The 22,717-nt window shown below is 44.8% G+C and carries 26 protein-coding genes; 5 read left to right on the top strand and 21 right to left on the bottom strand.

Features of this window, described 5'->3' with window-relative positions:
* Window positions 1-32 precede the first annotated feature (32 nt).
* Window positions 33-743, bottom strand: coding sequence for a queuosine precursor transporter (locus tag ICN46_RS06725; protein ID WP_216206324.1), 711 nt, complete (start codon window positions 741-743; stop codon window positions 33-35).
* Window positions 744-864: 121 nt separating this feature from the next.
* Here ICN46_RS06725 and ICN46_RS06730 point away from each other — a divergent pair, with 121 nt between their 5' ends.
* A complete protein-coding gene (locus ICN46_RS06730) occupies window positions 865-2,043 on the top strand; it encodes an acyl-CoA dehydrogenase (RefSeq protein WP_216206327.1) in 1,179 nt (392 codons plus the stop codon).
* Here the strand turns inward: ICN46_RS06730 and mnmH are convergent.
* From mnmH to ICN46_RS06815, 17 genes are read right to left on the bottom strand one after another with little or no spacing between them, the layout of a single operon-like run.
* Window positions 2,040-3,113, bottom strand: a complete 1,074-nt coding sequence (gene mnmH, locus ICN46_RS06735; RefSeq protein ID WP_216206330.1) for a tRNA 2-selenouridine(34) synthase MnmH — start codon at window positions 3,111-3,113, stop codon at window positions 2,040-2,042. The genes ICN46_RS06730 and mnmH overlap by 4 nt on opposite strands.
* Window positions 3,114-3,122: 9 nt before the next feature.
* Window positions 3,123-3,542 carry an acyl-CoA thioesterase gene (locus ICN46_RS06740; protein ID WP_216206333.1) on the bottom strand — a complete coding sequence of 140 codons (420 nt, stop codon included), beginning with the start codon at window positions 3,540-3,542 and terminating at the stop codon, window positions 3,123-3,125.
* Window positions 3,543-3,549: 7 nt separating this feature from the next.
* Window positions 3,550-3,894: a protein tyrosine phosphatase family protein gene (locus tag ICN46_RS06745; RefSeq protein WP_216206334.1), complete on the bottom strand. Its 345-nt coding sequence runs from the start codon at window positions 3,892-3,894 to the stop codon at window positions 3,550-3,552.
* Between the two features lie 53 nt (window positions 3,895-3,947).
* Entirely contained in the window at window positions 3,948-4,385 is a 438-nt protein-coding gene (locus ICN46_RS06750; protein ID WP_216206341.1) for a YeeE/YedE family protein, read from the bottom strand.
* Window position 4,386: 1 nt separating this feature from the next.
* A complete protein-coding gene (locus tag ICN46_RS06755) occupies window positions 4,387-4,824 on the bottom strand; it encodes a YeeE/YedE family protein (RefSeq protein ID WP_216206345.1) in 438 nt (145 codons plus the stop codon).
* Window positions 4,825-4,848: 24 nt separating this feature from the next.
* Entirely contained in the window at window positions 4,849-5,970 is a 1,122-nt protein-coding gene (locus tag ICN46_RS06760) for a YeeE/YedE family protein (protein WP_216206348.1), read from the bottom strand.
* A 16-nt stretch (window positions 5,971-5,986) separates the two neighbouring features.
* Window positions 5,987-6,304 carry a hypothetical protein gene (locus ICN46_RS06765; RefSeq protein WP_255538777.1) on the bottom strand — a complete coding sequence of 106 codons (318 nt, stop codon included), beginning with the start codon at window positions 6,302-6,304 and terminating at the stop codon, window positions 5,987-5,989.
* Window positions 6,305-6,360: 56 nt separating this feature from the next.
* Complete coding sequence (locus ICN46_RS06770) at window positions 6,361-7,296, bottom strand: MBL fold metallo-hydrolase (protein WP_216206349.1); 936 nt, start codon at window positions 7,294-7,296, stop codon at window positions 6,361-6,363.
* 36 nt (window positions 7,297-7,332) lie between these two features.
* On the bottom strand, window positions 7,333-7,797 hold the full coding sequence (locus ICN46_RS06775) for a DsrE family protein (RefSeq protein ID WP_255538778.1): 465 nt from the start codon (window positions 7,795-7,797) through the stop codon (window positions 7,333-7,335).
* Window positions 7,798-7,809: 12 nt separating this feature from the next.
* Window positions 7,810-9,540, bottom strand: coding sequence for a thiosulfohydrolase SoxB (gene soxB / locus ICN46_RS06780; protein WP_216860315.1), 1,731 nt, complete (start codon window positions 9,538-9,540; stop codon window positions 7,810-7,812).
* Between the two features lie 10 nt (window positions 9,541-9,550).
* The gene (soxX, locus tag ICN46_RS06785) at window positions 9,551-10,195 is read right to left on the bottom strand and encodes a sulfur oxidation c-type cytochrome SoxX (protein ID WP_255538779.1); all 645 of its coding nucleotides are present in this window, start codon (window positions 10,193-10,195) and stop codon (window positions 9,551-9,553) included.
* 4 nt (window positions 10,196-10,199) lie between these two features.
* Window positions 10,200-11,012, bottom strand: coding sequence for a sulfur oxidation c-type cytochrome SoxA (soxA, locus tag ICN46_RS06790; RefSeq protein WP_216206352.1), 813 nt, complete (start codon window positions 11,010-11,012; stop codon window positions 10,200-10,202).
* A gap of 25 nt (window positions 11,013-11,037) precedes the next feature.
* Window positions 11,038-11,346 carry a thiosulfate oxidation carrier complex protein SoxZ gene (gene soxZ / locus ICN46_RS06795; protein WP_216206354.1) on the bottom strand — a complete coding sequence of 103 codons (309 nt, stop codon included), beginning with the start codon at window positions 11,344-11,346 and terminating at the stop codon, window positions 11,038-11,040.
* 47 nt (window positions 11,347-11,393) lie between these two features.
* Complete coding sequence (gene soxY, locus ICN46_RS06800) at window positions 11,394-11,846, bottom strand: thiosulfate oxidation carrier protein SoxY (RefSeq protein ID WP_216166301.1); 453 nt, start codon at window positions 11,844-11,846, stop codon at window positions 11,394-11,396.
* 60 nt (window positions 11,847-11,906) lie between these two features.
* The gene (locus ICN46_RS06805; protein ID WP_216206358.1) at window positions 11,907-12,983 is read right to left on the bottom strand and encodes a c-type cytochrome; all 1,077 of its coding nucleotides are present in this window, start codon (window positions 12,981-12,983) and stop codon (window positions 11,907-11,909) included.
* A complete protein-coding gene (gene soxC, locus ICN46_RS06810; protein ID WP_216206361.1) occupies window positions 12,967-14,328 on the bottom strand; it encodes a sulfite dehydrogenase in 1,362 nt (453 codons plus the stop codon). The genes ICN46_RS06805 and soxC overlap by 17 nt, the downstream gene beginning before the upstream one ends.
* 51 nt (window positions 14,329-14,379) lie before the next feature.
* A complete protein-coding gene (locus ICN46_RS06815) occupies window positions 14,380-15,240 on the bottom strand; it encodes an MBL fold metallo-hydrolase (RefSeq protein ID WP_216206363.1) in 861 nt (286 codons plus the stop codon).
* A 144-nt stretch (window positions 15,241-15,384) separates the two neighbouring features.
* Between ICN46_RS06815 and ICN46_RS06820 the strand changes: the two genes are divergently transcribed.
* Genes ICN46_RS06820 through ICN46_RS06835 form a run of 4 tightly spaced genes read left to right on the top strand, consistent with a single transcriptional unit; the run spans window position 15,385 to window position 19,242 of the window.
* On the top strand, window positions 15,385-16,626 hold the full coding sequence (locus ICN46_RS06820) for an NAD(P)/FAD-dependent oxidoreductase (protein ID WP_255538780.1): 1,242 nt from the start codon (window positions 15,385-15,387) through the stop codon (window positions 16,624-16,626).
* Between the two features lie 3 nt (window positions 16,627-16,629).
* A complete protein-coding gene (locus ICN46_RS06825) occupies window positions 16,630-17,439 on the top strand; it encodes a sulfite exporter TauE/SafE family protein (protein ID WP_216206366.1) in 810 nt (269 codons plus the stop codon).
* 40 nt (window positions 17,440-17,479) lie between these two features.
* Complete coding sequence (modB, locus tag ICN46_RS06830) at window positions 17,480-18,136, top strand: molybdate ABC transporter permease subunit (RefSeq protein WP_216206369.1); 657 nt, start codon at window positions 17,480-17,482, stop codon at window positions 18,134-18,136.
* A gap of 32 nt (window positions 18,137-18,168) precedes the next feature.
* Window positions 18,169-19,242, top strand: a complete 1,074-nt coding sequence (locus ICN46_RS06835) for an ABC transporter ATP-binding protein (protein WP_216860316.1) — start codon at window positions 18,169-18,171, stop codon at window positions 19,240-19,242.
* A 27-nt stretch (window positions 19,243-19,269) separates the two neighbouring features.
* On the opposite strand, the gene ICN46_RS06840 is transcribed toward ICN46_RS06835, so the two are convergent.
* From ICN46_RS06840 to purF, 3 genes are read right to left on the bottom strand one after another with little or no spacing between them, the layout of a single operon-like run.
* Window positions 19,270-19,893 carry an SAM-dependent methyltransferase gene (locus ICN46_RS06840; protein ID WP_216206377.1) on the bottom strand — a complete coding sequence of 208 codons (624 nt, stop codon included), beginning with the start codon at window positions 19,891-19,893 and terminating at the stop codon, window positions 19,270-19,272.
* A gap of 13 nt (window positions 19,894-19,906) precedes the next feature.
* Window positions 19,907-21,115, bottom strand: coding sequence for an O-succinylhomoserine sulfhydrylase (locus tag ICN46_RS06845; protein WP_216206379.1), 1,209 nt, complete (start codon window positions 21,113-21,115; stop codon window positions 19,907-19,909).
* 60 nt (window positions 21,116-21,175) lie between these two features.
* Window positions 21,176-22,714: an amidophosphoribosyltransferase gene (gene purF / locus ICN46_RS06850; protein WP_216206382.1), complete on the bottom strand. Its 1,539-nt coding sequence runs from the start codon at window positions 22,712-22,714 to the stop codon at window positions 21,176-21,178.
* Window positions 22,715-22,717 lie beyond the last annotated feature (3 nt).

The raw sequence follows: 22,717 nt of genomic DNA on the forward strand, positions 1-22,717 counted from the left end.
ATTTTAACGGTTTAACGGCTTTAAAGCCAATATCAGACTTTGACCCTAAATGGGGTGAAGTTGGTGTTGGTATCGTAGTGGTCAAGACTCTCCTTGCGCTTCAGAGTGTTAACGACCCAATATGTCAAAGGTGTAGCTAAAACCTCCCAAGAGGTCTTTAGGACATACTGAACCAAGGCAACCTGAATAAGCTCTTGCAAGGGCCAAATCCCATAAAACGCCAAGACATAAAACAGAGATGAATCCACCAACTCGCCAAAAGCTGTCGAACCAATTGTTCTGACCCATAAAAAGCGTCCCTGGGTCCAAATCTTGAGTTTAGCCAGTACATAGCCATTAACAAAACTACCGCACCAAAAAGCCAACATAGAGGCTAAAGCAATACGCCAGGAATTACCGAATACCGAGACCATGCCTTGCTGGTATTGGGCCATATACTCACCCGGAGCCACTGGAAGCGAAATCACAATTTGTGCCATGATGGCAGCAAAGGCTAACGCTGAAAATCCAGCCCAAACAGCTCTGCGATCATAGGCATAGCCATAAACCTCGGTAAGAATATCTCCAAAAAAGTAAGAAATTGGGAAAAAAAGTATTCCAGCGCCAAAAATCACGGGTCCAAAGTAAGGCAACTCAATCACTGCAGCCTTACCGGCACCAATAAAGTTGGAGCACAATAAAACCACCACGAAAGCAGCCAGAATCAAGTCATAGTAGCGATGATGGCTTTTAGTGATAGTCATGGGTAATGAACTTTAGACTCAATTTATTGAATACTAAAAAAATGGATAATAGAAGCAAGAATATAGGGATTTCTGAATATCCACAGGGCTTAGTAGAAAAAATTTAATAGGACACGCAATCATGAGTAAACCGAGTTTCCATTGGGAAGACCCCCTCCTCCTTGATACCCAGTTGAGTGAAGAGGAACGCATGATCCGCGAAGCTGCTGCAGAATACGCCCAGCGGAAATTAATGCCCAGAATTCATGATGCTTACCGCAACGAAACCACCGACCCTACTATTTTTCGCGAAATGGGCGAATTGGGCCTACTTGGGATAACCATTCCCGAACAATATGGTGGCGCAAACCTAAACTATGTTTCATACGGCCTAATTGCTCGTGAAGTTGAAAGGGTCGATTCTGGTTATCGCTCCATGATGAGCGTTCAATCCTCTTTGGTCATGGTTCCTATCTATGAATTTGGCAGTGAAGAGCAAAAGCAAAAATATCTGCCTAAACTTGCTAGTGGCGAGTGGATTGGTTGCTTTGGATTAACCGAGCCAAATTTTGGCTCTGATGCCGGAGGCATGATTACGCGTGCAAAGAAAGTGCCTGGCGGATTTTCATTAACCGGTTCAAAAATGTGGATTTCCAATGCACCGATTGCTGATGTCTTTGTAATCTGGGCCAAGAACGACGAAGGCATTATTCGTGGCTACATCCTTGAAAAAGGAATGAAGGGATTAAGTGCCCCAAAAATCACCGGCAAGATGGGGCTACGCGCATCCATTACCGGAGAAGTTGTGATGGATGAGGTTTTTGTTCCAGATGAAAATGAGTTCCCTGAGGTAACGGGCCTTAAGGGCCCCTTTACTTGCTTGAATTCTGCACGCTACGGCATTGCATGGGGCGCCTTGGGTGCCGCTGAGTGGTGTTGGTATGCCGCTCGGCAGTACACGATGGATCGCAAACAATTTGGCCGCCCTCTTGCTGCTAATCAGCTAATACAAAAGAAGTTGGCTGATATGCAAACTGAAATAGCGCTAGGTCTGCAAGGGTGCCTCAGATTGGGTCGCATGAAAGACGAGGGAATTGCATCTCCAGAGATTACCTCGATCATGAAACGTAACTCTTGTGGAAAATCACTTGATATTGCGCGCATGGCGCGCGATATGCACGGCGGAAACGGTATCTCTGATGAGTATGGTGTTGTACGGCACATGCTCAACCTGGAGGTTGTTAACACCTATGAAGGTACACATGATATCCACGCACTCATTCTAGGGCGCGCGCAAACTGGTATTCAGGCCTTTAGTTAAGACTTTACCGTTGCCATGATGGCCTTTGCCGACTTGGCAAAGGCCTCATCGCTATCATCATCTAACTGCACAAATTTTTCCGCGTTGTATTTAGGAAAATTTCTCTCAATCGATGATTGATAAGAAGGGTCGTAGTGCATCACCAATAACTCCTCTACGAGGGACTCAAAATTCCTTGCATCGATTTCTTCTTCCCACTTGGCTATTTGTACTTTGCCATAACGAGAAGTGAGCAACCCCAGCTTATGCTTAAAGCTTTCCACATCCGATAGAAAGTGACGATACTCACGAATCAGCCAAGAAACTCGGGTTTGGGTACTAGAGCGTAACTCAATGCATAGCCCATTGCGAATCGTTTCCATTAGAGGATCAGGGATATGTACGCCCCCTACTTTTTTACTTTCAGACTCGACAAAAACAATCTGATTCTTATCTAGTGATTGAAAGGCATTCCAGAGTGCTGTCTCAAAACCTTTCTGCGTAGGCTGTTCAATATTGGGCTCGTTACCTAAGACAGAGCCACGATGAATTGCTAGACCCTCAAGATCAAGCACTTGAGCACCAAGCTTTTGAATTTCGTGAAGGACGCGTGTCTTACCGCTGCCAGTCATGCCGCAAATAACATTGAAAGAATAGTCCTTGGCAGCTTGCTCTAAGTCATCTATCACCGTACGACGAAATCCTTGGTAGCCGCCTTCAAGCTGCATTGCCTTCCAGCCAATTCGATTGAGAATGTGTGTGAAAGCACCACTTCGCTCTCCACCACGCCAGCAATAGATTAACGGGCGCCACTCTCTTGGGAAGTCAATAAATGAAGTCTCAAGATGATTGGCGATATTACGAGAAACTAAAGCAGCCCCAAGCTTCTTAGCGGCAAATGGTGAAACCTGTTTATAGAGTGTGCCAATTTGCGCGCGCTCCTCATTGTTTAGCACTGGACAGTTAATTGAGCCGGGAATATGGTCTAGAGCAAATTCTGCCGGGGAACGTACATCGATAATGACATCGAAATTGTTGCGCCCCGATCTGAAGTCATCAATCGAAAGAATGTGAGGATTGGTTGGCTGCAAGCAATACTCCTAAGCCATCATCTGCAGAAGATATTGCGGCCAAGGCGCTGATTTATTCGATTTTAGATCAACCCAAACCATCGTTGCACCACCTTCAGCGCTAATGAAATCTGGTTTACTGGATAGTGTTATCGAGGTGAAGAGATCAATGCTAGATTTGCCAATATTGCCAATGTATGTTTTCAGAATCAATTCACCCGGATAGCTTAGTTGCTGGTAGAAATTACAAAAGCCATTGATCATCAACATAGATCCAGTACCTGGAGCTACTTGTATGCCCAGCGATTCAATCCACTCTACCCTAGCCTGCTCCATATAGCGAAAGTAAACAGTATTGTTAACATGACGAAAGGCGTCCATATCACCCCAACGAATGGGCATGCGCATTTCATGAACAAGCCGCTTTTCCTTGGGTATCTCGATTCGCATGGACTGCTTAGCGCACCTGCAATGCTAACTGGTAAAGGTTGGTAGACCTCGCACCAGAACGGCAGAACGCTAAGATAGGGCTTGGCATAGTTTTTATGAGACGGGCCATCTCAACAACTTGTTCAGGAGTGAATGCTCCGCTAACAACTGGCAGATATACATAGTGAAGACCAAGTCTTTTAGCTTCAACTTCAATATCAGCATTCTTTGGTTGATCAGGGCCGCCTTCGTTATCAGGACGGTTGTTAATCACACTTTTATAACCCTCCGCTGCAATCTCTGCAAGGTGACTAGGGTCAATTTGGCCAAGAGTGCCGAATTGGTCGTTATGGCAGGCAATAGGAAGACTCATTTCAACCTCAAATAATTAATTAAATATAAACACGAAATAGTTACAATTCTAAATCAGGCGGATTGTTTATGAGCGGTAAAAAAATGCTCACAGATCCACATGCCGGCAAGCATGGCAATCACAAAGACAACAGCCTTGACTTGCCCTGAGCCAATAGAAACAATTGCAGGTCCTGGGCAGAAACCAGCAATACCCCAGCCAACACCAAAAATAATGCTACCAATTACCAAGGGTTGTGAAATATCTCGCCTAGTAGGCACATGAAGGGCGCCGCCAAAAAAAGCTTGGCTGCGTTTAGTTACTAAGTAGAAGCCAGCCAATCCAACTAGCACTGCTCCACCCATTACGAATACTAGCGATGGGTCCCATAGCCCAGCAAGATCCAAGAAATTTAAGATTTTCTGTGGGTTAGTCATGCCAGAAATCAATAAACCGAATCCAAAGAGGACACCAATTAAATATTGACTAATGAGGCTAAAGTGTTTTTTCATTTCAAACTCCAATCAAATGACGAAGCACAAAGGCCGTAACAAAGCCCGCCAACATAAATGAGATTGTTGCAACTAAAGATCGCGGTGATAAGCGCGATAAGCCGCAGATACCATGACCACTGGTACAGCCTGATCCATAAGCAGATCCAAAACCAACTAACAAACCAGCAATGATCACTGACACCCAATCAGCATCTATTACTTGTATCGGGTGAATATCAAGCAACCATGCCGCCCAAAGCGGCGCAGTTAATAAGCCCAATATGATGGCAAAGCGCCAAATTACATCACCTGCCTTGAAGTGTAGTAAGCCAGAAATAATCCCGCTGATTCCTAAAATGCGTCCATGTAGATTTACATATAACGCAGCTGCAAGGCCCAACAATACTCCACCCAAAAGCGCGGGTCCTGGAGTAAATTCCAACCAGTTGATCTGCATTTAATGTCCTATCTATGAAATCGATTAACTGCAGGGGTTCGGAGCAAGTCGATACTGCAAATAGCGTAACGCCAAATATGCCCCAAAAATGAATCCCGGTAGAGCGATAAACGAACTCAGTGCTAATGTGGATATACCGCTTAATCCCTGCCCTACTGTACAGCCCAAGGCTGTAACGCCACCAAAACCCATCAGTGCACCGCCAATAAGGTGATTAGCAGTGTCTTCAGAGTCTCTAAAAGTTTCCCAACGAAATGATTTCGTGAGAAGTGCAACAACAAATGAACCTGAGATCATCCCCATCACAGCAACAACGCCAATAGTGAGAACCTTAGATGTGTCGCTATACATCATGAGCCAATCTAAGAAATAGGCATACGGAGCTACGAATGAAAGGCTTTCCATTTTTCCTGAATTCGTAGCTAAGAAAACCTCTTCTAAGGTATTCGGATCTTCCGCAACAAAGGCAAAGTGTCCTGAGATAGCCCAAATAGAGCAGATGATGAGGCCGACGGTAATGCCAGCAAAAAGATTCTCAGCAGTCCAAAACGCCTTCTTAGCCAGTGCAAAAATAATAAATGCAGAACCAATCACTAGGCCGAGAACAAGATGCAAAGAAGATCGCATCATGCCAGTTGCAGAGCTCAGCAAGCTTGGTAGGTCCTGAGGGGTATTAAGATTGATAAAAACAGAATCTAATGTATTGATACGTATAACACCCAGGAAGCCACGGATCGTCATATAAGCGCTTAGACCAAGCGCCAGAAAAACAATGACTGACTTAAGATTGCCGCCGCCAATGCGAATCAGAGTTTTACTTCCGCATCCAGAAGCTAAAACCATACCAAAGCCAAATAAGATGCTGCCAATAATGGTTGAGAGCCAAAGAAACTTATTGCCGGTATAAAAACTCGTAAGCGGATCAATGAGGCCAATATAGGACATCACAGCAAAACCAATGATGGCTACCCCAATAGCAAGGAACCACTGCTTAAGACGATCCCAACTATTCATGATGAAAATATCTGAGACGGCACCCATGCTGCAAAAGCCCGTTTTTTGCATGGTCGCACCAAGAATAAACGTCGCAATGAAGCTTGCAAGCAAAGCTGATTTAGTTAGTAAAGCAATATCGACAACATCCATGATTTAAAAATTCTGCTTAAGGTTTAAATTTATAAAATTGTTGACTGAGGTATTTTGAGACATCACTCTCATCCTCTGGAAAAAGATCTAATCGCAATTCACTATTGCAAACTGAAATCATCGAGTTTAATTTTGCGAGCGTTGTGACTTTACCGTCAGATCTGGTGTAGATCATGTCACCGTTTCCAAACCCCGTTTTCTTTGCATGGCAGGCATAGCATTTCTCTTGATCTATTAGCTTGCCATTGGCAAGCGGCTCATTCGCAAACGCGGATAAGCTCGGCAAAAATGCTGCCATCACTGCAAGTGATAAGGATTTAACTGGAAACTGCATGCAAATCAGAGATTTAGTGTCTAAAGTGCTATTTTAGAGCCTATATGACAAAACAGCTATTCGCCTTGAATGGATAGGTAGACGTTATAAGCATTCATCCTATTGGCAGACCGAAATAAAGGCATCCCCTCGTACTCAGACCAGTCTGTTTTGGTATAGACCACATCAAATGAATCCATATTTCTTGCAGCTTCGCCCATGGAGCTACGTAGATATCGCAGGTATTCGCGGGTAAATGCGACATCATGGACAGGGTCTGGAGAATATGCACCATGCCCAGGAATCACAATTTTGGGTTTTAAGCCCTCAATACGGTCGAGCGACGCCAACCACCCTTTGCTATCAGCGTTACCAACAAATGGAATTCGACCTCTAAAAACAAGGTCCCCGACAAACAGGACGCTCTCACTAGGCACATAGACCATTAAATCTTCAGACGTATGCGCAGGACCAACTTTTGAAATCAAAAAATCTACTCCGCCAACCGTTAATGATTTTTCAGACTTGATCCACAGATCAGGAGTCACTAAGTGAGTACTTGAATTGACCCATGGAGCAAAATCTATCCTGGAGGATTCCAGTCTTTGGCGTGCTGGATCAGAATTTAAGTAGTCCTTGCTGAGCTCTTGTGCATATATTTTTGCACCTGCTTTTTTGAAGACTTGAAGGCCATATATATGGTCTGCATGGTAATGGGTAACAATGACTGCTACCACTTTTTGTTTTGTGATTTTTGCAATCTCATTGAGCAACTTTTGCGCAAGAGCTGGCGATCCCAAAGCATCAACTACCACGACACCTGTAGGCGTTTCTACAAACCCTGCATTAGAAATAAAGTTCTGGTTCTTACTCGAGCCCATTTCTGGGAAACCTTGAACAAAATAGGTATTTTGTGCAACCTGAACTGGCTTTAGATTAACAAGATCAACGGGTTCGGCAAAGCAAAGGCTCGACAGAATGAGGCTCAATATCGAAGCAATAAAATACTTCATTGATCCAAGGCTAGATAATGGATGACTTAAGTCGACCTAAGGCTTGATATAGGCGTAGTGATCTTTTACTTGGAGATCAGCAATTCGCACGACACCAGAGGGTGTAAAGTCGGCGTCAAGAATGAAGACATCCTTCTTAATGCCTCTATTTTTAAGAGTGATCTCACAGACCTCAAAGCGAACGCCACGTGATTTCAGGGCGCCAATCAATGGTGCATATTCCACATTATTTTTCTTGTCTTTCGCGCCTTCAATCAGCATATCAATGCCATTGGCGTGTGTGACGACAATAATCTGAGTTGTTGGTGATACATCTAAATGGTTTCGGATATTTCGTAAGCCCTTTAAGCCCTGTGATTCTGCATCATCAATGTGATAAACCACTTTTGTTGGGCTTGCCGCTTGTTGTGCATGGACATTGAGTGCAAATCCCAAAAAAGTGCAACCCACCAACATAGTGTTGATGAATAATTTAGCTAACTTAGACATTTGGACTTTCATATTGATTGAGGTCTAGATGGGAGCGATACCAGGATTTCCTGAAACGCCTTTGATTGTTGGTTCATTAAGTTTGACGGCCTTGACAGTTTTAATGTCACGCAAATGCCGGGCAATAACATCCCAGATTGGCTCTCCGCCAAGATTCTTAGCAGCCTCACTCACCGGGGCCCATCCTGCAACCTTGTAGGATTTATCGGCATCAATCAAATTCCCATTGAGGCGCATTTCAGAAATACGTCTCCCCATTGAAGCAGCTGGATCGATGGTGTAATGTAGGCCGCCAACCCGAACCATATCACCACCTTGCTGGTAATACGGATCTGGATTGAAGAGATTATCAGCAACATCTTCTAAGATGGTCTTAATGGTTTCCCCCGTCATCATGTTGACGGTAGTGTACGGATATGTAATTGCTGTTTGATCCAACAAATTTTCCATTGTGATAGTTTGGCCTGGTAATAAGGTAGTTCCCCATCTAAATCCAGGTGAAAAAGCAATTTCTGCATTCTTCTGAGCCATCAAGCCATCTAATATCACTTGGTCAAAGCTGCCATTGAAGTTGCCGCGACGATAAAGCAGGCTATCTGTGACTGCCAACTTTTCCTGTAACTTCGATTCATAAGGCTTTCTAATTTTTTGAATCAAGGCTGACATGGATTTATCTTCTGGAATCAAGTTCGAGAAGATTGGCATGAGTTTGTATCTAAAATCGACGGGCGTACCACCTTTGACATCAAAATCCAGTACGCCAAGGTATTTGCCGTTTGAGCCAGCATTGGTAACTAAGGTCATGCCGCCAGGATTCTTAACTTGGACTGGGACAGGAACACCATCATGGGTATGGCCACCCAAAATGGCGTGCAACCCACTCACTCGCGAAGCTAGCTTTAAATCCACGTCCATGCCGTTGTGGGACAAGAGGACAATGACTTTTGCGCCCTTTCCTTTAGCCTCATCAATTGTCTTTTGCAGGTTCTCTTCCTGAATGCCAAAAGTCCAGTTCGGAACCATGTAACCAGGGTTTGCAATTGGGGTGTATGGGAAGGCTTGCCCAATAATCGCCACAGGAATGCCATTCATCTTCCGAATCGTATAAGATGGAAATACGGGATCACCAAAATCAGATGTCTTAATATTCTGAGCTAAGAATTCAATCTTACCTTTGAAATCCTTATTGACAATCTCCATAACGCGCTCTTCCCCGAGCGTCATTTCCCAGTGAGCCGTCATGATATCGACGCCAAGAGCTAAAGCAGCATCGGCCATATCCTGGCCATTGGTCCACAAGGCAGTGCCTGAGCCCTGCCATGTATCACCACCATCCAATAGCAATGATCCCGGGCGGGAAGCCTTCATCTGCTTAACGAGTGTCGATAAATGAGCAAACCCACCTACTTTTCCATAAGTCTTTGCCGCCTCTGTGAAGCTTAGGTACGTAAATGCGTGTGCATCTCTTGTTCCTGCAGGGATGCCATTTGCTTTTAGGAAATATTCGCCAACTAAATGGGGTGTACGACCTTGCTGAATCCCAATTCCTAAATTAACATTCGGTTCGCGAAAGTAAATCGGCAATAGCTGCGCATGACAATCAGTAAAGTGCAGTAAATGAACATTGCCAAACTTGGGCAACTCGTAAAACTTCTTGGCCGACTCCTGAGCAAAAGCAAAATCAGAATTGAGGCTCAAACCACCAGCCGAAGCGATAGCGAGAGTCTGCAAAAACTCTCTACGATTAATTGACATGATGTAAAGCCTATTGATTAACTGGAGACTGCGGATCCAATAGTAGCGCCATGAGATCTTGTATCTGCTTTTCGTTCAAAAGTTTGAAGTGCGCAAACCTCGGCATATTGCTGCAGGCGTTATAGGCCTTCGAGTTATTGATTCGATTCCAGGTATAAGTCAAAACTTCCTGAGAGTAGCCCCTATTTTTGCCGTAATTCCACAAGCTTGGCCCAATATTGCCGTATGAAATCTCTTTTTTGTCGATCTCATGGCAGTTATAGCAACCGCCGCCGACAGGGGTTGTGGCTGTATCTGTCCATGTTGCCCCACGTCCGCTTTGAGCAATAGCCTCCCCGCTTTTCCAGTCACCTATGTATTTACCATCCGAAGGCTGTTTGATGGTGGCCATATTCATTTTCTGTATCTCTGTAGCTTTAGAAGCGCCAGCTTTGCTGGTTGCAAACTTTGGATCAGAACAAAACTTTTGCGTTGCATCCTGATCGATACGATCCAGTCCGGCGATGCCTTCAGCTCGGAAACTATTCTTCATCATCTTCTCGAACTGAGGATCAGCTTTCTGTTGCGCGGAAACATTAGCGGAAATAGCCAATGCACCACAACCAAGAAATGCCAAGAAAAGGTGTTTTGTCGATGTCATCATGAGTGTCTTCATATTCTTAGCGCTTCAATCCAGGAGTTTGAATGATTCCACCATTGGCGTTCTTTGCCATATACATCGACAAGGCGATAGTTACGTCAGAGCCATAAATTGGGAATGGGAAGCGTTGCTGCCTAAAGCAGTCATTCAACCTTTGTTGCATAGTCCAAAATTGACCACTAGAAACTCGATATGCAGGCCAGTACCCCCAACCTAGTGCAGCTCCTTCTTGAGTTGTTATGTTGGGTAAATCTTGCAAGCGAATACGCTTACCTGTTGCCCCATGGCAGGAGGCACATGAAAAGTCAAACGGACCACCCTCAAAGAAGAAGGCGCGCTTACCCATGTCATACATTTCTTTTTCTTTTGGATGGGCAGCACTAACATTAATCTTCTTGCCTTTTGAATGGGTAACGATGTAAGCAACAATCGCATCCATATCCTTTTTAGGGCCAGCCCCAAACTTAGCATCAATAATGCCCTGTGAAGATATGCCTTGAAGCACATCCATGCACGTCATCAAACGCGATTCAAGATCCTGTACGCGGTTGGTATCCTTGAAGTACTTTGGTAGTACTGCTGCTGCGCCATCGACCACTCCAGGGCCAAGACCTAAGTCGCACTTTTCTAAAGTAGCGTTTTTCGGGCCGGCAGGTTTTTTCCATAAATCCTCGCCAGACATCTCATATAACTCAGATGGATTGCCGTCCGCAATCATTTCTCGGTATTTGGCGATGTCATCAGCGGCAGTTTGCGCAAATACGCTTTGACCAAACGCAATCAACAGCGCTGAAATAAGACATCTCTTTAATAAAGCGGATACAGGAGCCATGGATATACCTATTATTCTTTGATCATTAAGAAACGGTTGCTTCGTCGGTGCGCTTATCGCCTTTAGTGTCAACCCAATTGACGACCAACTTATCCCCTTTGGCACCCTTATATTTGAAATTCAAAAATGGGTCCTTTGAGACTGCTGGGCCAAACTGAGCATTGAATACATCTTTGCCTTGGGCTTTCACATTGAGTGCGCTGATAAACCACGCTGGAATGACTTTTCCAGAAGCGTCTTTACGTTGCCCTGATTCCATATCATGCTTCATCAAAATTTTTACATCGACAATACCATCTTTTTCGGTAGCTCTTACGTGCATTGGATCTGACATTTTTATTCCTTAATATTTTATTAAACAGTTATTTTGATTTGACCCAATTAACCGCCGCAACCACCAAGAGTCACTTTGATCTCCTTAACGGCCATTGACCATTTACCATCAGCCTTGACTAAAGCATAAACATTCGATGTTTGACCCATCTTGATGCGGGTAGTCACAAAAGGTTCGGTACCCGCTGGGAGAAAAAATTGTGCAGCAAGAGTACTTGGATTTTTTTCAACCAGAATAGCCATTTGTTCGGCCTTGAGTGTGGTTGAAATTCCTACCGGAACTACCGCACCATTCTCAGCAATATCAGGAGCATTTAGCGTTACAGCCGAAGATTTATCAGGGCTTGATGCACCTAATGATTTAAAAACATCATCGAGGCTTTTGCCTTCAAATGCTGCTTTATTCCATTCCTCTGCCTGAGCGACGCTGATCAAACCAGCCGAAGCCATTAATCCAAATACTGCTGAATACTTTATTAACGCTCTACGTTGCTGATTCATAAAAACTCCTTTTTGAAACTTATTAATGAATTAAATTATCTTACTCGAGTCTATCCTGTATTACTGACTAGTGAGAACCCAGTGAACCAGTGCGTGAAGTGTCTCATTAGAAACGTCAGGGTGCGATGGCATAGGAATAGGTCCCCATACCCCAGAACCGCCCGCTTTTACCTTCGCAACCAGCTTGTCCTCTGCTCCAGATTGGCCTTGGTATTTTTTGGCTATTTCTGAGGTAGACGGTCCCACCAGTTTTGTTGCCTTGGCATGACATGCCGAGCAGTTATTTTCCTTAAACAAGTCTTCTGGAGTCTTTGGCTTAGCAATAGTAGAGTGTGCTACAGCTGGGGTAGCTCCTGAACCAGGCAACTTCTCTAGCGGTGGCTTGGTCGAGTCTGAGCCTCTAAATGGGCCATATTCACGATTTTGCTCTGCAATATTGCCATGAGCATTTCTGGCATAGTCAGGCAAAACTGAGCCAATTTGCACAAATGCTACGCAGTTATGCATACAAGCGCTGGCTTGAACATCGGGCTTGCCTTTTGAATTCCATAAACCATGCTTCAGTGTCATGCCATTTCGGTTAGGCATCCTTTTTTGTACTTCAGCAATATTGGCATCCGAAAGCACAAAATCATCAGGGACAACCTCGGCCATACTCAATAGGTAAGCCACTACAGCAAAAGTGTCATCGGCAGAAAGGGATCTTGGGGAATTCCAAGGCATTGCGCGGTATATATAATCCCACAGCGAAGAAACGGTGGCAACCTTCATGATGGTTGTTCTTTGTGGTTGCTTTCTATCCGAAAGAGAAGCTACCCTACCTGTTTTAATATCGTCCTGGGTTGTACCGCCAATAATTGGGGTGAAGATTTCATTGGATTCGCCGAAGGTGCCATGACAAACGGCGCATTTAGACTCCCAAATCTGCTGACCCTTCTCAGTAGAGCCGGAGCCCTTCGGTAGACCTTTAAAGTCCGGTCGCACATCAATATCCCAGGCTGCAACTTCTGCAGGAGTAGCGTCCCTACCAATTCCCGGAAAACGAGTATTAGCATTTTGAGCATCAGCAGTAGCCACGATTAATAGCGTTGTAGATAATAGAATTACGGAAGTAGCAAGCTTAACCAACTTGAACATTGCTAACTTCCCCATTTAAATCTATTTTCCAAGACTGGATCGCATTATTGTGATAAATCGATCTTGTGCCGCGTGCATCTCTTAACAACTTAATAGGTGGTTGAACATAACCCGTTTCATCAATGGCTCTGGACTGAAGTATTGCGGGTGATCCATCCCACACCCAATCAATATTGAAGCGTGTTAATGCTTTGGTAAGAACCGGGGTCTCTAATCGAGCCATTCTCCAGTTATTGCCGCCGTCAAACGAAACGTCCACACGTTTTACCTTTCCTCGACCAGACCAAGCTAAACCACTCACGTTGTAAAAGCCTTTATCCAACAACTGTTGACCGCCTGATGGCGTTGTAATCACTGATTTGCACTCTTGAATGGAGGTGTATTGACGAGCCAGGCCATCCGGCATTAGATCGTTGTAATGAACTGCCTCATCTTTAGTGGCATATGGCATATCGCCAACCTCTAAACGGCGCAACCATTTAACCCAACTAACGCCTTGCACACCAGGAACGACTAGTCGAAGCGGGAAACCATTTTCTGGGCGCAACATTTCACCATTCATGCCCCAAGCAACGATGGCATCATTTAGCACATCGTCCAAATTAATGGTGCGAGTCATACCTGAACCATCACCACCTTCGGCCAACAGATATTTCCCTTTTTTAAGATCTGCTCCGCATTCCTCTAAGAGTACGGATAAAGGTACGCCAGTAAATTCGCAGCAAGAAAGCATGCCATGCGTGTACTGCACAGTAGGAACAGCGACGTTACCCCACTCCAAGCCAGTATTCGCACCACACTCAATAAAGTGAATACGCGATACAGAGGGCAAGCGCATTAAATCATTCATGGTGAAAACGCGGTTGTGTTTCACTAGACCATTCACCATTAAGCGATGCATCTCAGGATCAATGTTGTACCAGCCTTGATGCTGCCTTTCAAAATGCAGGCCGTTTGGAGTAATGATGCCAAAGAGCCCTTGCAATGGTGTGAATGCAACGGATGCTGCCGAAACACGTGTCAAGCCTGGTGACTCACGGCGAATGAGATTGGCTTCATAAATAGATGGAGTGCCATATGGCATGGTCGCTACATTTTTGCCTAAGGTCGTCTGCCATACTTGTTTTTCAAGAATTGCTGGATCGCCCTCTGATGATGCAAGTGCATTCACAGAAGCACTTAGGCCAACGGCACTGCCAAGGGCGGCCATAAACCCATTACGCATAAAGCCTCGACGAGTATCGTCCATGCCATTTTTGTTTAAGTCTGCAATAGCATCTTGCGTCAAAAAATTCTCAGGTGCCTGTTGAATCTGGCCTCTTCGTTTTGCATCTACTTGAGTCATTGAATAAAAGCTCCTCTTAATGCATGTTCTTAAGATAATTTGTGCGATTTTTTACAGGGCATTAACTGGAATTTTTAGATAAGAAATCCCATTCGCTTCTTTGGGTGGCATCTCACCAGCCCTAATATTGATTTGTATCGACGGCAGAATGAGTGCCGGCATCTCCAATGTGGCATCTCTTGTGGTGCGCATCTCGATAAACTGCTCTTCAGAAATTCCATCATGCATATGGATGTTGGATTTTCTTTCTTCAGCTACAGTCGTTTCAAAATTAACTGGTCGGCCATTCGGTGGGTAGTCATGACACATGAACAAACGTGTCTGAGGTGGAAAGCTCAAAATCTTTTTCATCGATTGATACAAGGTATGAGCATCACCTCCCGGAAAGTCGCAACGCGCTGTACCAACATCTGGCATAAACATAGTGTCACCGACAAATATGGCATTGCCAACTTGGTATGCCATGCATGCCGGAGTGTGTCCGGGTACAAAAATTGATTTAAAACTGAGCTTGCCAAAGTGCACCACTTGGTCATCTTTTAAGAGCTCATCAAACTGGGAGCCATCAACAGGAAAACTAGGCTCCAGATTGAAGACGCCTTTAAAAACCTCTTGCACCATAGAAATGTGGCTTCCAATAGCAATTTTTCCACCCAAATGGGTTTTTAAATATGGGGCGGCGGTAACGTGATCAGCATGCGCGTGGGTTTCTAGAATCCACTCCGTTTTGAGCTCATTCTGCCTAACAAACTCTATGACTTTATCGGCAGGACTGGTGTGTGTACGCCCAGATTTTGTATCATAAGCAAGTACGGAATCAATAATGATGCAACTAGAACCCAGCACCTCGTAAACTACATAGGTCACAGTCCCCGTTTCTGGATCAAAAAAGCCCTTCACTTCTGGATTCATCACACACTCGTCTAGTAAAATTTTTAAGTGCAATTATTTAATAATACTGGTAAAAACACACTAATAACTAACCCTCATATAGATATTACTATTAGTTATATATGACGGTTTTCTATATAACCAATGCTCTAGAAGGAGACAGAATTGAGTCAAAAACAGCAAAATATGATATTTGACGTACTCATTGCAGGTGGCGGCTCTGCAGGCATTGGGCTAGCGGCAAGCCTAAAAGGTCGAGATAAAGCCTTGAAAATTGCCATCATTGAACCATCAGAAGAACATTACTATCAACCGTCCTGGACACTCGTCGGTGGGGGCGCGTTTAATGTCAAGGATAGCAGGCGGAATACCAAAGATGTGATGCCCGCTGGAATTACGTGGATAAAGGATCAGATAGTAAATTTCAATCCTGAGCAGAATGAAGTAATCATTAGCCACGGCGAACCAATTAAATACAAATACTTAGCAGTTGCCACCGGACTGAAGCTTAACTGGGATGCCATTCCAGGCTTAATTGACACCATGGGCAAAAATGGTGTGACATCTAACTATAGCTACGCATACTCCCCATACACATGGGAGCTAGTTAAAAAAATGAAATCAGGCAAGGCAATCTTTACCCAACCACCACTGCCAATTAAATGTCCTGGCGCTCCGCAGAAAGCATTGTATCTATCATGCCATGAATGGGAAAAGCGTGGAAAACTCAAAGACATTGAGGTTGAATTAAATAATGCAGGCGGAGCTCTATTCGGCGTGGCAGACTTTGTTCCACCTTTGATGGAGTATGTAAAAAAATACAATGCCACATTAAATTTTAGCTGCAACCTCATATCAGTTAACGGGCCAGAACAAAAAGCAACGTTTGCCGTTAAGGATGCGGAAGGCAACATTACGCAAGTTGAAAAATCGTTTGACATGTTACATGTAGTGCCCCCTCAAGGACCACAAGAATGCGTTAAAGGAAGTCCGATAGCAGATGCCGCCGGTTGGGTTGAGGTTGATCAACATACTTTGCAACACACGCGCTATCCGAATATATTTGGCCTAGGCGATTGCTGCTCTTCTCCGAACTCTAAAACCGCAGCCGCTGCTAGAAAGCAAGTGGTAGTCGTGGCTGAAAACTTAATGGCGTGTAGATCGAATCAACCAATGCCATTGAAGTATGACGGATATGGTTCATGCCCTCTAACAGTGGAAAACGGAAAAATTGTTTTAGCTGAATTTGGATATGGCGGAAAACTCTTACCAACATTCCCATGGCTCATTAATCCGTTAAAGGCTACCAAACTAGCGTGGCTTCTAAAAAAACATGTCCTACCTTGGTTGTATTGGAATGCCATGCTCAAGGGAAGGGAATGGTTAGCGCGGCCTTTTGAAAACTAAACAATGGAAAGTTTTTTAACGGCACCAGCGCTAGGTATTTTTGTCGGGGTGCTAATGGGCTTAACTGGGGCAGGAGGCGGAATTCTATCTGTCCCCCTCCTCGTTTTTATATTTCATATGCCAATCTCTGAAGCTGGTCCTATTGCCTTAACAGCAATAGCCCTAGCAGCAAGTGTTGGGGCGCTTATCGGCCTAAAAGAAAAAGTACTGCGTTATAAAGCGGCAATGTTTATGGCGAGTTTTGGCTTAATCTTATCGCCAGTGGGTCTATGGGTTGGACAACATGCACCCAACACCCCAATGTTGATTCTATTCAGCGCAGTCTTGATTTATGTCGCAACTCGGATGTTTGTCCAAGCGTCTCAATCATTGGCAGGAACGACTCCTCCACTAATTAAGCCCCCGCCATGCCGACTCGATATGTCGATTGGAAAATTAATATGGACAGTTCCCTGCGCAAGAGCGCTGATATTTTCAGGAGCAACTGCCGGCTTTCTGTCGGGGCTATTGGGCGTTGGGGGCGGATTCATCATCGTGCCTTCTTTGAGAAAATTTACCGACTTACCAATGAAGGCAATTGTCGCCACCTCTTTAGGAGTGCTTGCCATTGTCTCGGCTGGAGGTGCAACTATTTCTCTTGCGAGCGGCACACTCAATATCTCTATTGCAGCACCTTTTGCTATTGGCTCTTTAATTGGTCTCTTAATTGGGAAAATATTAGAAAAAAATATTAGTGGTCCGAGGGTCCAGCAAATTTTTGCTATCTTTACTTTTTTAGTTGCGCTTAGCCTTATTTACAAATGTCTTTATTAGGTCTCATTGAGCAACCCTTACATGGCAATACAATTAGTGCGTGTTTGATACAGACGCCATCCTTTTATCACTCAAATTAGCGCTTTGGACGCTAGCTTTGCTCCTGCCTTTTGGGATATGGGTTGGCCACTCCCTTGTTAGGTCTGGATCATGCAAGGGGTGGATTGAGGCTTTATTAGCCCTCCCCTTGGTATTGCCACCGACTGTTCTTGGTTATTTCTTCTTGGTGGGGTTTGGAGGTGGCAGTATTTTTGGCATACCTCTGGTGTTTTCATTTGCAGGCATTCTGATTGCATCATTGATAGTCAACCTACCTTTTGCAATTCAACCGATACAACGCGCATTTGAATCCATTGATCCAGAAATACGTGAGGCTGCGCAAGTTAGCGGACTATCAGCTTGGCAAACATTTCGACTCATTGAGCTGCCTCTAGCTTGGCGTGGCATTACTAGCGCAGCCGTTCTCACCTTTGCTCATACCCTTGGGGAATTTGGAGTAGTGCTAATGGTTGGCGGCGCCATTCCCGGTGAAACCAAAACAGTTTCGATCGCTATTTACGACAAGGTGCAAAGTTTCGATACTGCTGGAGCAGGCTTGCTCTCTCTATTGTTGCTGGCTATCTCTTTAGTAGCTATTGCACTGTCATATGGTGTTCTTAGCCCTAGAAAATCATCTTCCCTTAATCGAGCTCTCTAGTGTTAAAAATTAAGATAGCTCAAGACTTGCCAATGCCACTTCAAGTAAGCTTAGAGTGTCTACCAGGTGAACTACATGCCTTAGTGGGTCCATCAGGAAGCGGTAAAACCAGCGTTCTGCGAACCGTTGCTGGCTTGCGCAATCCTAGCGCTGGACGTATTGAATGTGACGATGAGCTTTGGTTTGAGGGTGATGAGTTGCGCGGAGTGAGTGTTGCCTTATCGCCTGCAAAGCGTTCTTGCGGATTTCTGTTTCAGCAGTACGCCCTCTTTCCCCATTTAACTGCTTTAGAGAATGTTTGTATTCCACTGCAAAATTCTGTGTTAAAAAGTCCACAACAAAAATCAATAGCGCTTAAGTGGTTAGAGCGGATGGGTATTGCTGACTTGGAGGCCAGAATGCCAAGCCAACTATCTGGAGGACAACAGCAGCGTGTTGCCTTGGCAAGAGCGCTTGCTAGACAACCAAAGATCCTGCTCTTAGATGAGCCTTTTTCAGCAGTCGATGCACCAACACGTCAAAGTCTATATAAAACCCTAGCTGAGCTTCGCAAGGATCTGAATATCCCGATTGTTCTAGTAACCCACGATTTACGCGAGGCAGATTTACTGGCTGATCGGATTACTGTAATTGATCAAGGTATCAGCCTCCAAACAGCATCGCCCCACGTACTCTTTCAAAAACCACGAAACTCTCGAGTTGCAGAATTAGTTGGCATTAACAATATATTTGAAGGCATCTTCAACGCAGGCAACCTGACTTGGGATGGGTACAACAAGCAATTTAATGTGATTGATAAAGGCAAGATCCCGCCTGGCACCCCAGTAGCCTGGGTTATACCTCCTGAAGGTCTTAGCCTTCATTCAGAATCTAGCACAGCCAGAATTGCAGTAACAGTTGAAAACATCAGCGCACTGGGACAGATTGCGGTTATCCAATTGCGCATCAAAGAAAGTGATCACCGTATTGCTTGGGAAGCTTCAGCGGCAGAAGTAAAACGCCTATCGCTTGATATTGGTAAATTAACGTATCTTGAGTTGGATGAAAGTAAGATTCATATCATGCCACTGCGCTCCATCAATGATCCACGGCTCTTTCGCGAGTAATCCTTAGATCATTGGCTTGGGTTTAATTTATTTCGGTTTTTGTGCAACCAGTCCAAGCAATGCAGACATACCACTATGTCTAGCACCTTCAGACAATTCTTGCTCATAAGAATTAAGATCCAAAATATTGAGCTCACTCGCTAGTTGACGTATTCCCTCTTCGGTATAGAGATGCTCTAAAAGAGAAGGGCCACCAGTTTTATATTCCAACTGTTTTGGGGTATAGCCTTGAAGAATAAAAATACCGCCGGGCTTTAATGCTAAGTGCACTTGTTTGAAGATACGCTCTAGCATTGCCCGATCCGCAAACTGAATAAAGATGGCAACGATGGCATCGTATGCGTTCGCCTGCCAGATCCATCCATCTGTATCGCAAAGTGTGTGCCTTATTTCTACGGAATTATCTTTGGCCAATTTTTTTGCTTTAGCCAATGCAATATCAGAGACATCAAAGGCATCAACATGCATGCCCTGCTTGGCCAACCAAACACCGTTACGCCCCTCACCATCAGCGATGCATAAGACTGTATAACCTGGCTTTAAATATTGAATAGCTTGGTTAACGAGATACTCATTTGGCTCTTTACCAAAAATAAATTCCTCTTTATTGAAACGCTCGTTCCAAAACTTAGTTTGCTCAACAAAGCTCATGTGGGCTCGTGATTTATTTCTTTAAGCCACCAACAAGATCATTTTTTAGATCCAGTACATTCTCAAGACCCACTGCAATACGCACTAGACCATCCGTAATGCCGGCAGCTTTGCGAGCTTCAGGTGTTACACGACAATGTGTCGTAGTTGCTGGATGTGTAATGGTCGTGCGAGTATCGCCAAGGTTTGCGGTGATAGAGCAAAGCTTAGTTTGATTAATGAGTTTAAACGCAGCCTTCTTGCCGCCTTTTAATGTAAAAGACAAGATAGCGCCGCCCGCCTTTTGCTGACGCTTGGCCAAGGCATACTGAGGATGCGACTTTAATCCAGGATGGTAAACACGTTCTACGCCAGGCTGCTTTTCTAACCAGAGTGCCAGATCTAGGGCATTTTGACTTTGCTGCTTCATGCGCAACTCAAGAGTCTCAAGGCCCTTTAAGAAAACCCAGGCATTGAAAGCAGAAAGTGTTGGGCCGGCGGTGCGCACATACGGGAATACCTTGCCCATGACAAAATCATTACTACCTACTATTGCCCCGCCTACAACTCTACCCTGACCATCTAAATATTTGGTAGCAGAATGAATCACAACATCTGCACCTAATGCCAAAGGCTTTTGCAAGGCTGGCGTGCAAAAACAGTTATCAACTGCAAAAAGTGCTTTAGCTTTTTTAGCAATTTTAGATATTGCTTTGATATCGGCGATTTCAGTCAATGGATTTGAAGGTGTCTCTAAATAAAAGAGTTTTGTATTCGGCTGAACGGCGACCTGCCAAGACTTGACATCAGCCAAGTCAACATATGTCGTCGTCACACCAAATTTACCCATGATGCCGCTAAATAACTGAATCGTGGCGCCAAAAACAGAGCGCGAGCAAATTACATGATCACCAGCCTGCAAATGAGCCATTGCTAAAGTCAAAATAGCAGCCATGCCAGATGAAGTGGCAATACATGCCTCACCACCCTCTAAAGCAGCAAGACGATCTTGAAACATGCTGACAGTAGGATTCGTAAAACGGGAATAAATGAATCCTTTATCGGCATGTGCAAAACCATCGGCTGCAAGTTCAGCGCTATCAAAACAGAAGCTAGATGTTAAAAACATAGCTTCAGAGTGCTCTTGAAACTCTGCAGTACGACGTGTGCCAGCGCGAACCGCTAGGGTTTCAAGTGCAAGCTTAGAAAAGTCAGGTTTTTGGCGTTTAGTTTTACTATTCATAACTCTATTTTGACACCAAATAGCGGATTTGCCTCTGTGAGACACATCCGCTGTCGCTTTTTAGTCTTCGGTAGCCAAATGCAGGTGAAGTTGTGAGCGCGCGAAGTCACTAGAGTCGCGCTGGCGATCCGCCTGCGCCTCAGTACTATTACGAGCTGCCTCTAGAGCATCCAAATAGGATTCATTGATGTCACCGGTAATGTAATGACCGTCAAAGCATGAGGCTTCAAAATGCTGAATATTAGGGTTGATATCGCTAACAGCGCGCTTCATATCCTCAACACTTTGATATATCAGTTGATCTGCACCAATCATTTTATTAATTTCATCATCAGTGCGGCCATAAGCAACCAGCTCACTGCGGGTAGGCATATCAATTCCGTATACATTAGGAAAGCGCACAGGGGGAGCTGCAGAGGCGAAGATTACTTTTTTGGCGCCAGACTCGCGAGCCATTTGTACGATTTCAAATGAGGTTGTGCCGCGAACAATGGAATCATCTACGATCAGTACTGTCTTATCCTTGAATTCGACATGCATGGCGTTCAATTTTTGACGGACTGATTTTCTGCGTACGGCTTGGCCAGGCATGATGAAAGTTCGACCAATGTAGCGATTCTTAAAAAAGCCTTCTCGGTAGTCAACACCCAAACGCTTGGCAACTTGCATTGCAGCTGGGCGACTTGAATCTGGAATGGGCATAACAACATCAATTTCACCGGGGATCGTTTCTTTACGAATCTTCTCGGCAAGGTAATCACCCATGCGCATACGTACGTTATAGACTGTGACGCCGTCAATCGTTGAATCGGGACGCGCCATATAGACGTACTCAAAAATACATGGAGTGAGAACGGCATCTGCGACGCACTGACGAGAAGAAAAGTTGCCATCTAAGTCAATATAAATTGCTTCACCCGGATTAACATCGCGCACAAAAGTAAAACCAAGGCCTTCCAGTGCTACCGATTCAGATGCAATCATCCATTCTGGCCCCTTGGATGTATCAATGCGTCCTATGCATAAAGGGCGTATTCCGAATGGATCGCGGAATGCCAACAAACCATAGCCAGCAATGAGCGAGACTACAGCATAAGAACCCTTGACGCGCTTAGTTACGCCTGTAACAGCATTGAACATTGCGCTTTCATCCAATGCCGCACTATTTGTTTCTTTTTGAAGCTCATCAGCTAACACATTGAGGAGCACTTCCGTATCAGAGCTAGTGTTGATATGGCGACGGTCACGATACGCCATCTCTACGCGTAAGCTTGGCGCATTAGTTAGGTTGCCATTGTGGGCCAAAATAATCCCATACGGGGCACTGACATAAAATGGTTGAGCCTCTTCTTCACTGCTAGCCGAGCCAGCAGTTGGATAACGCACCTGCCCGATGCCCGCATTACCATGAAGGCTGCGCATGTTTCGAGTCCGAAATACATCTCGCACTAATCCATTGGCCTTATGCATTGTGAAAGAGTTGCCGTGCATTGTAGCGATGCCCGCAGCGTCTTGACCACGATGCTGCAAGAGCAACAAGGCGTCATAGAGAAGCTGGTTTACTGGGGAGTGGGAAACTGTTCCGACGATGCCGCACATAGA

Source organism: Polynucleobacter sp. Latsch14-2, assembly GCF_018881925.1.
Taxonomy (GTDB): domain Bacteria; phylum Pseudomonadota; class Gammaproteobacteria; order Burkholderiales; family Burkholderiaceae; genus Polynucleobacter.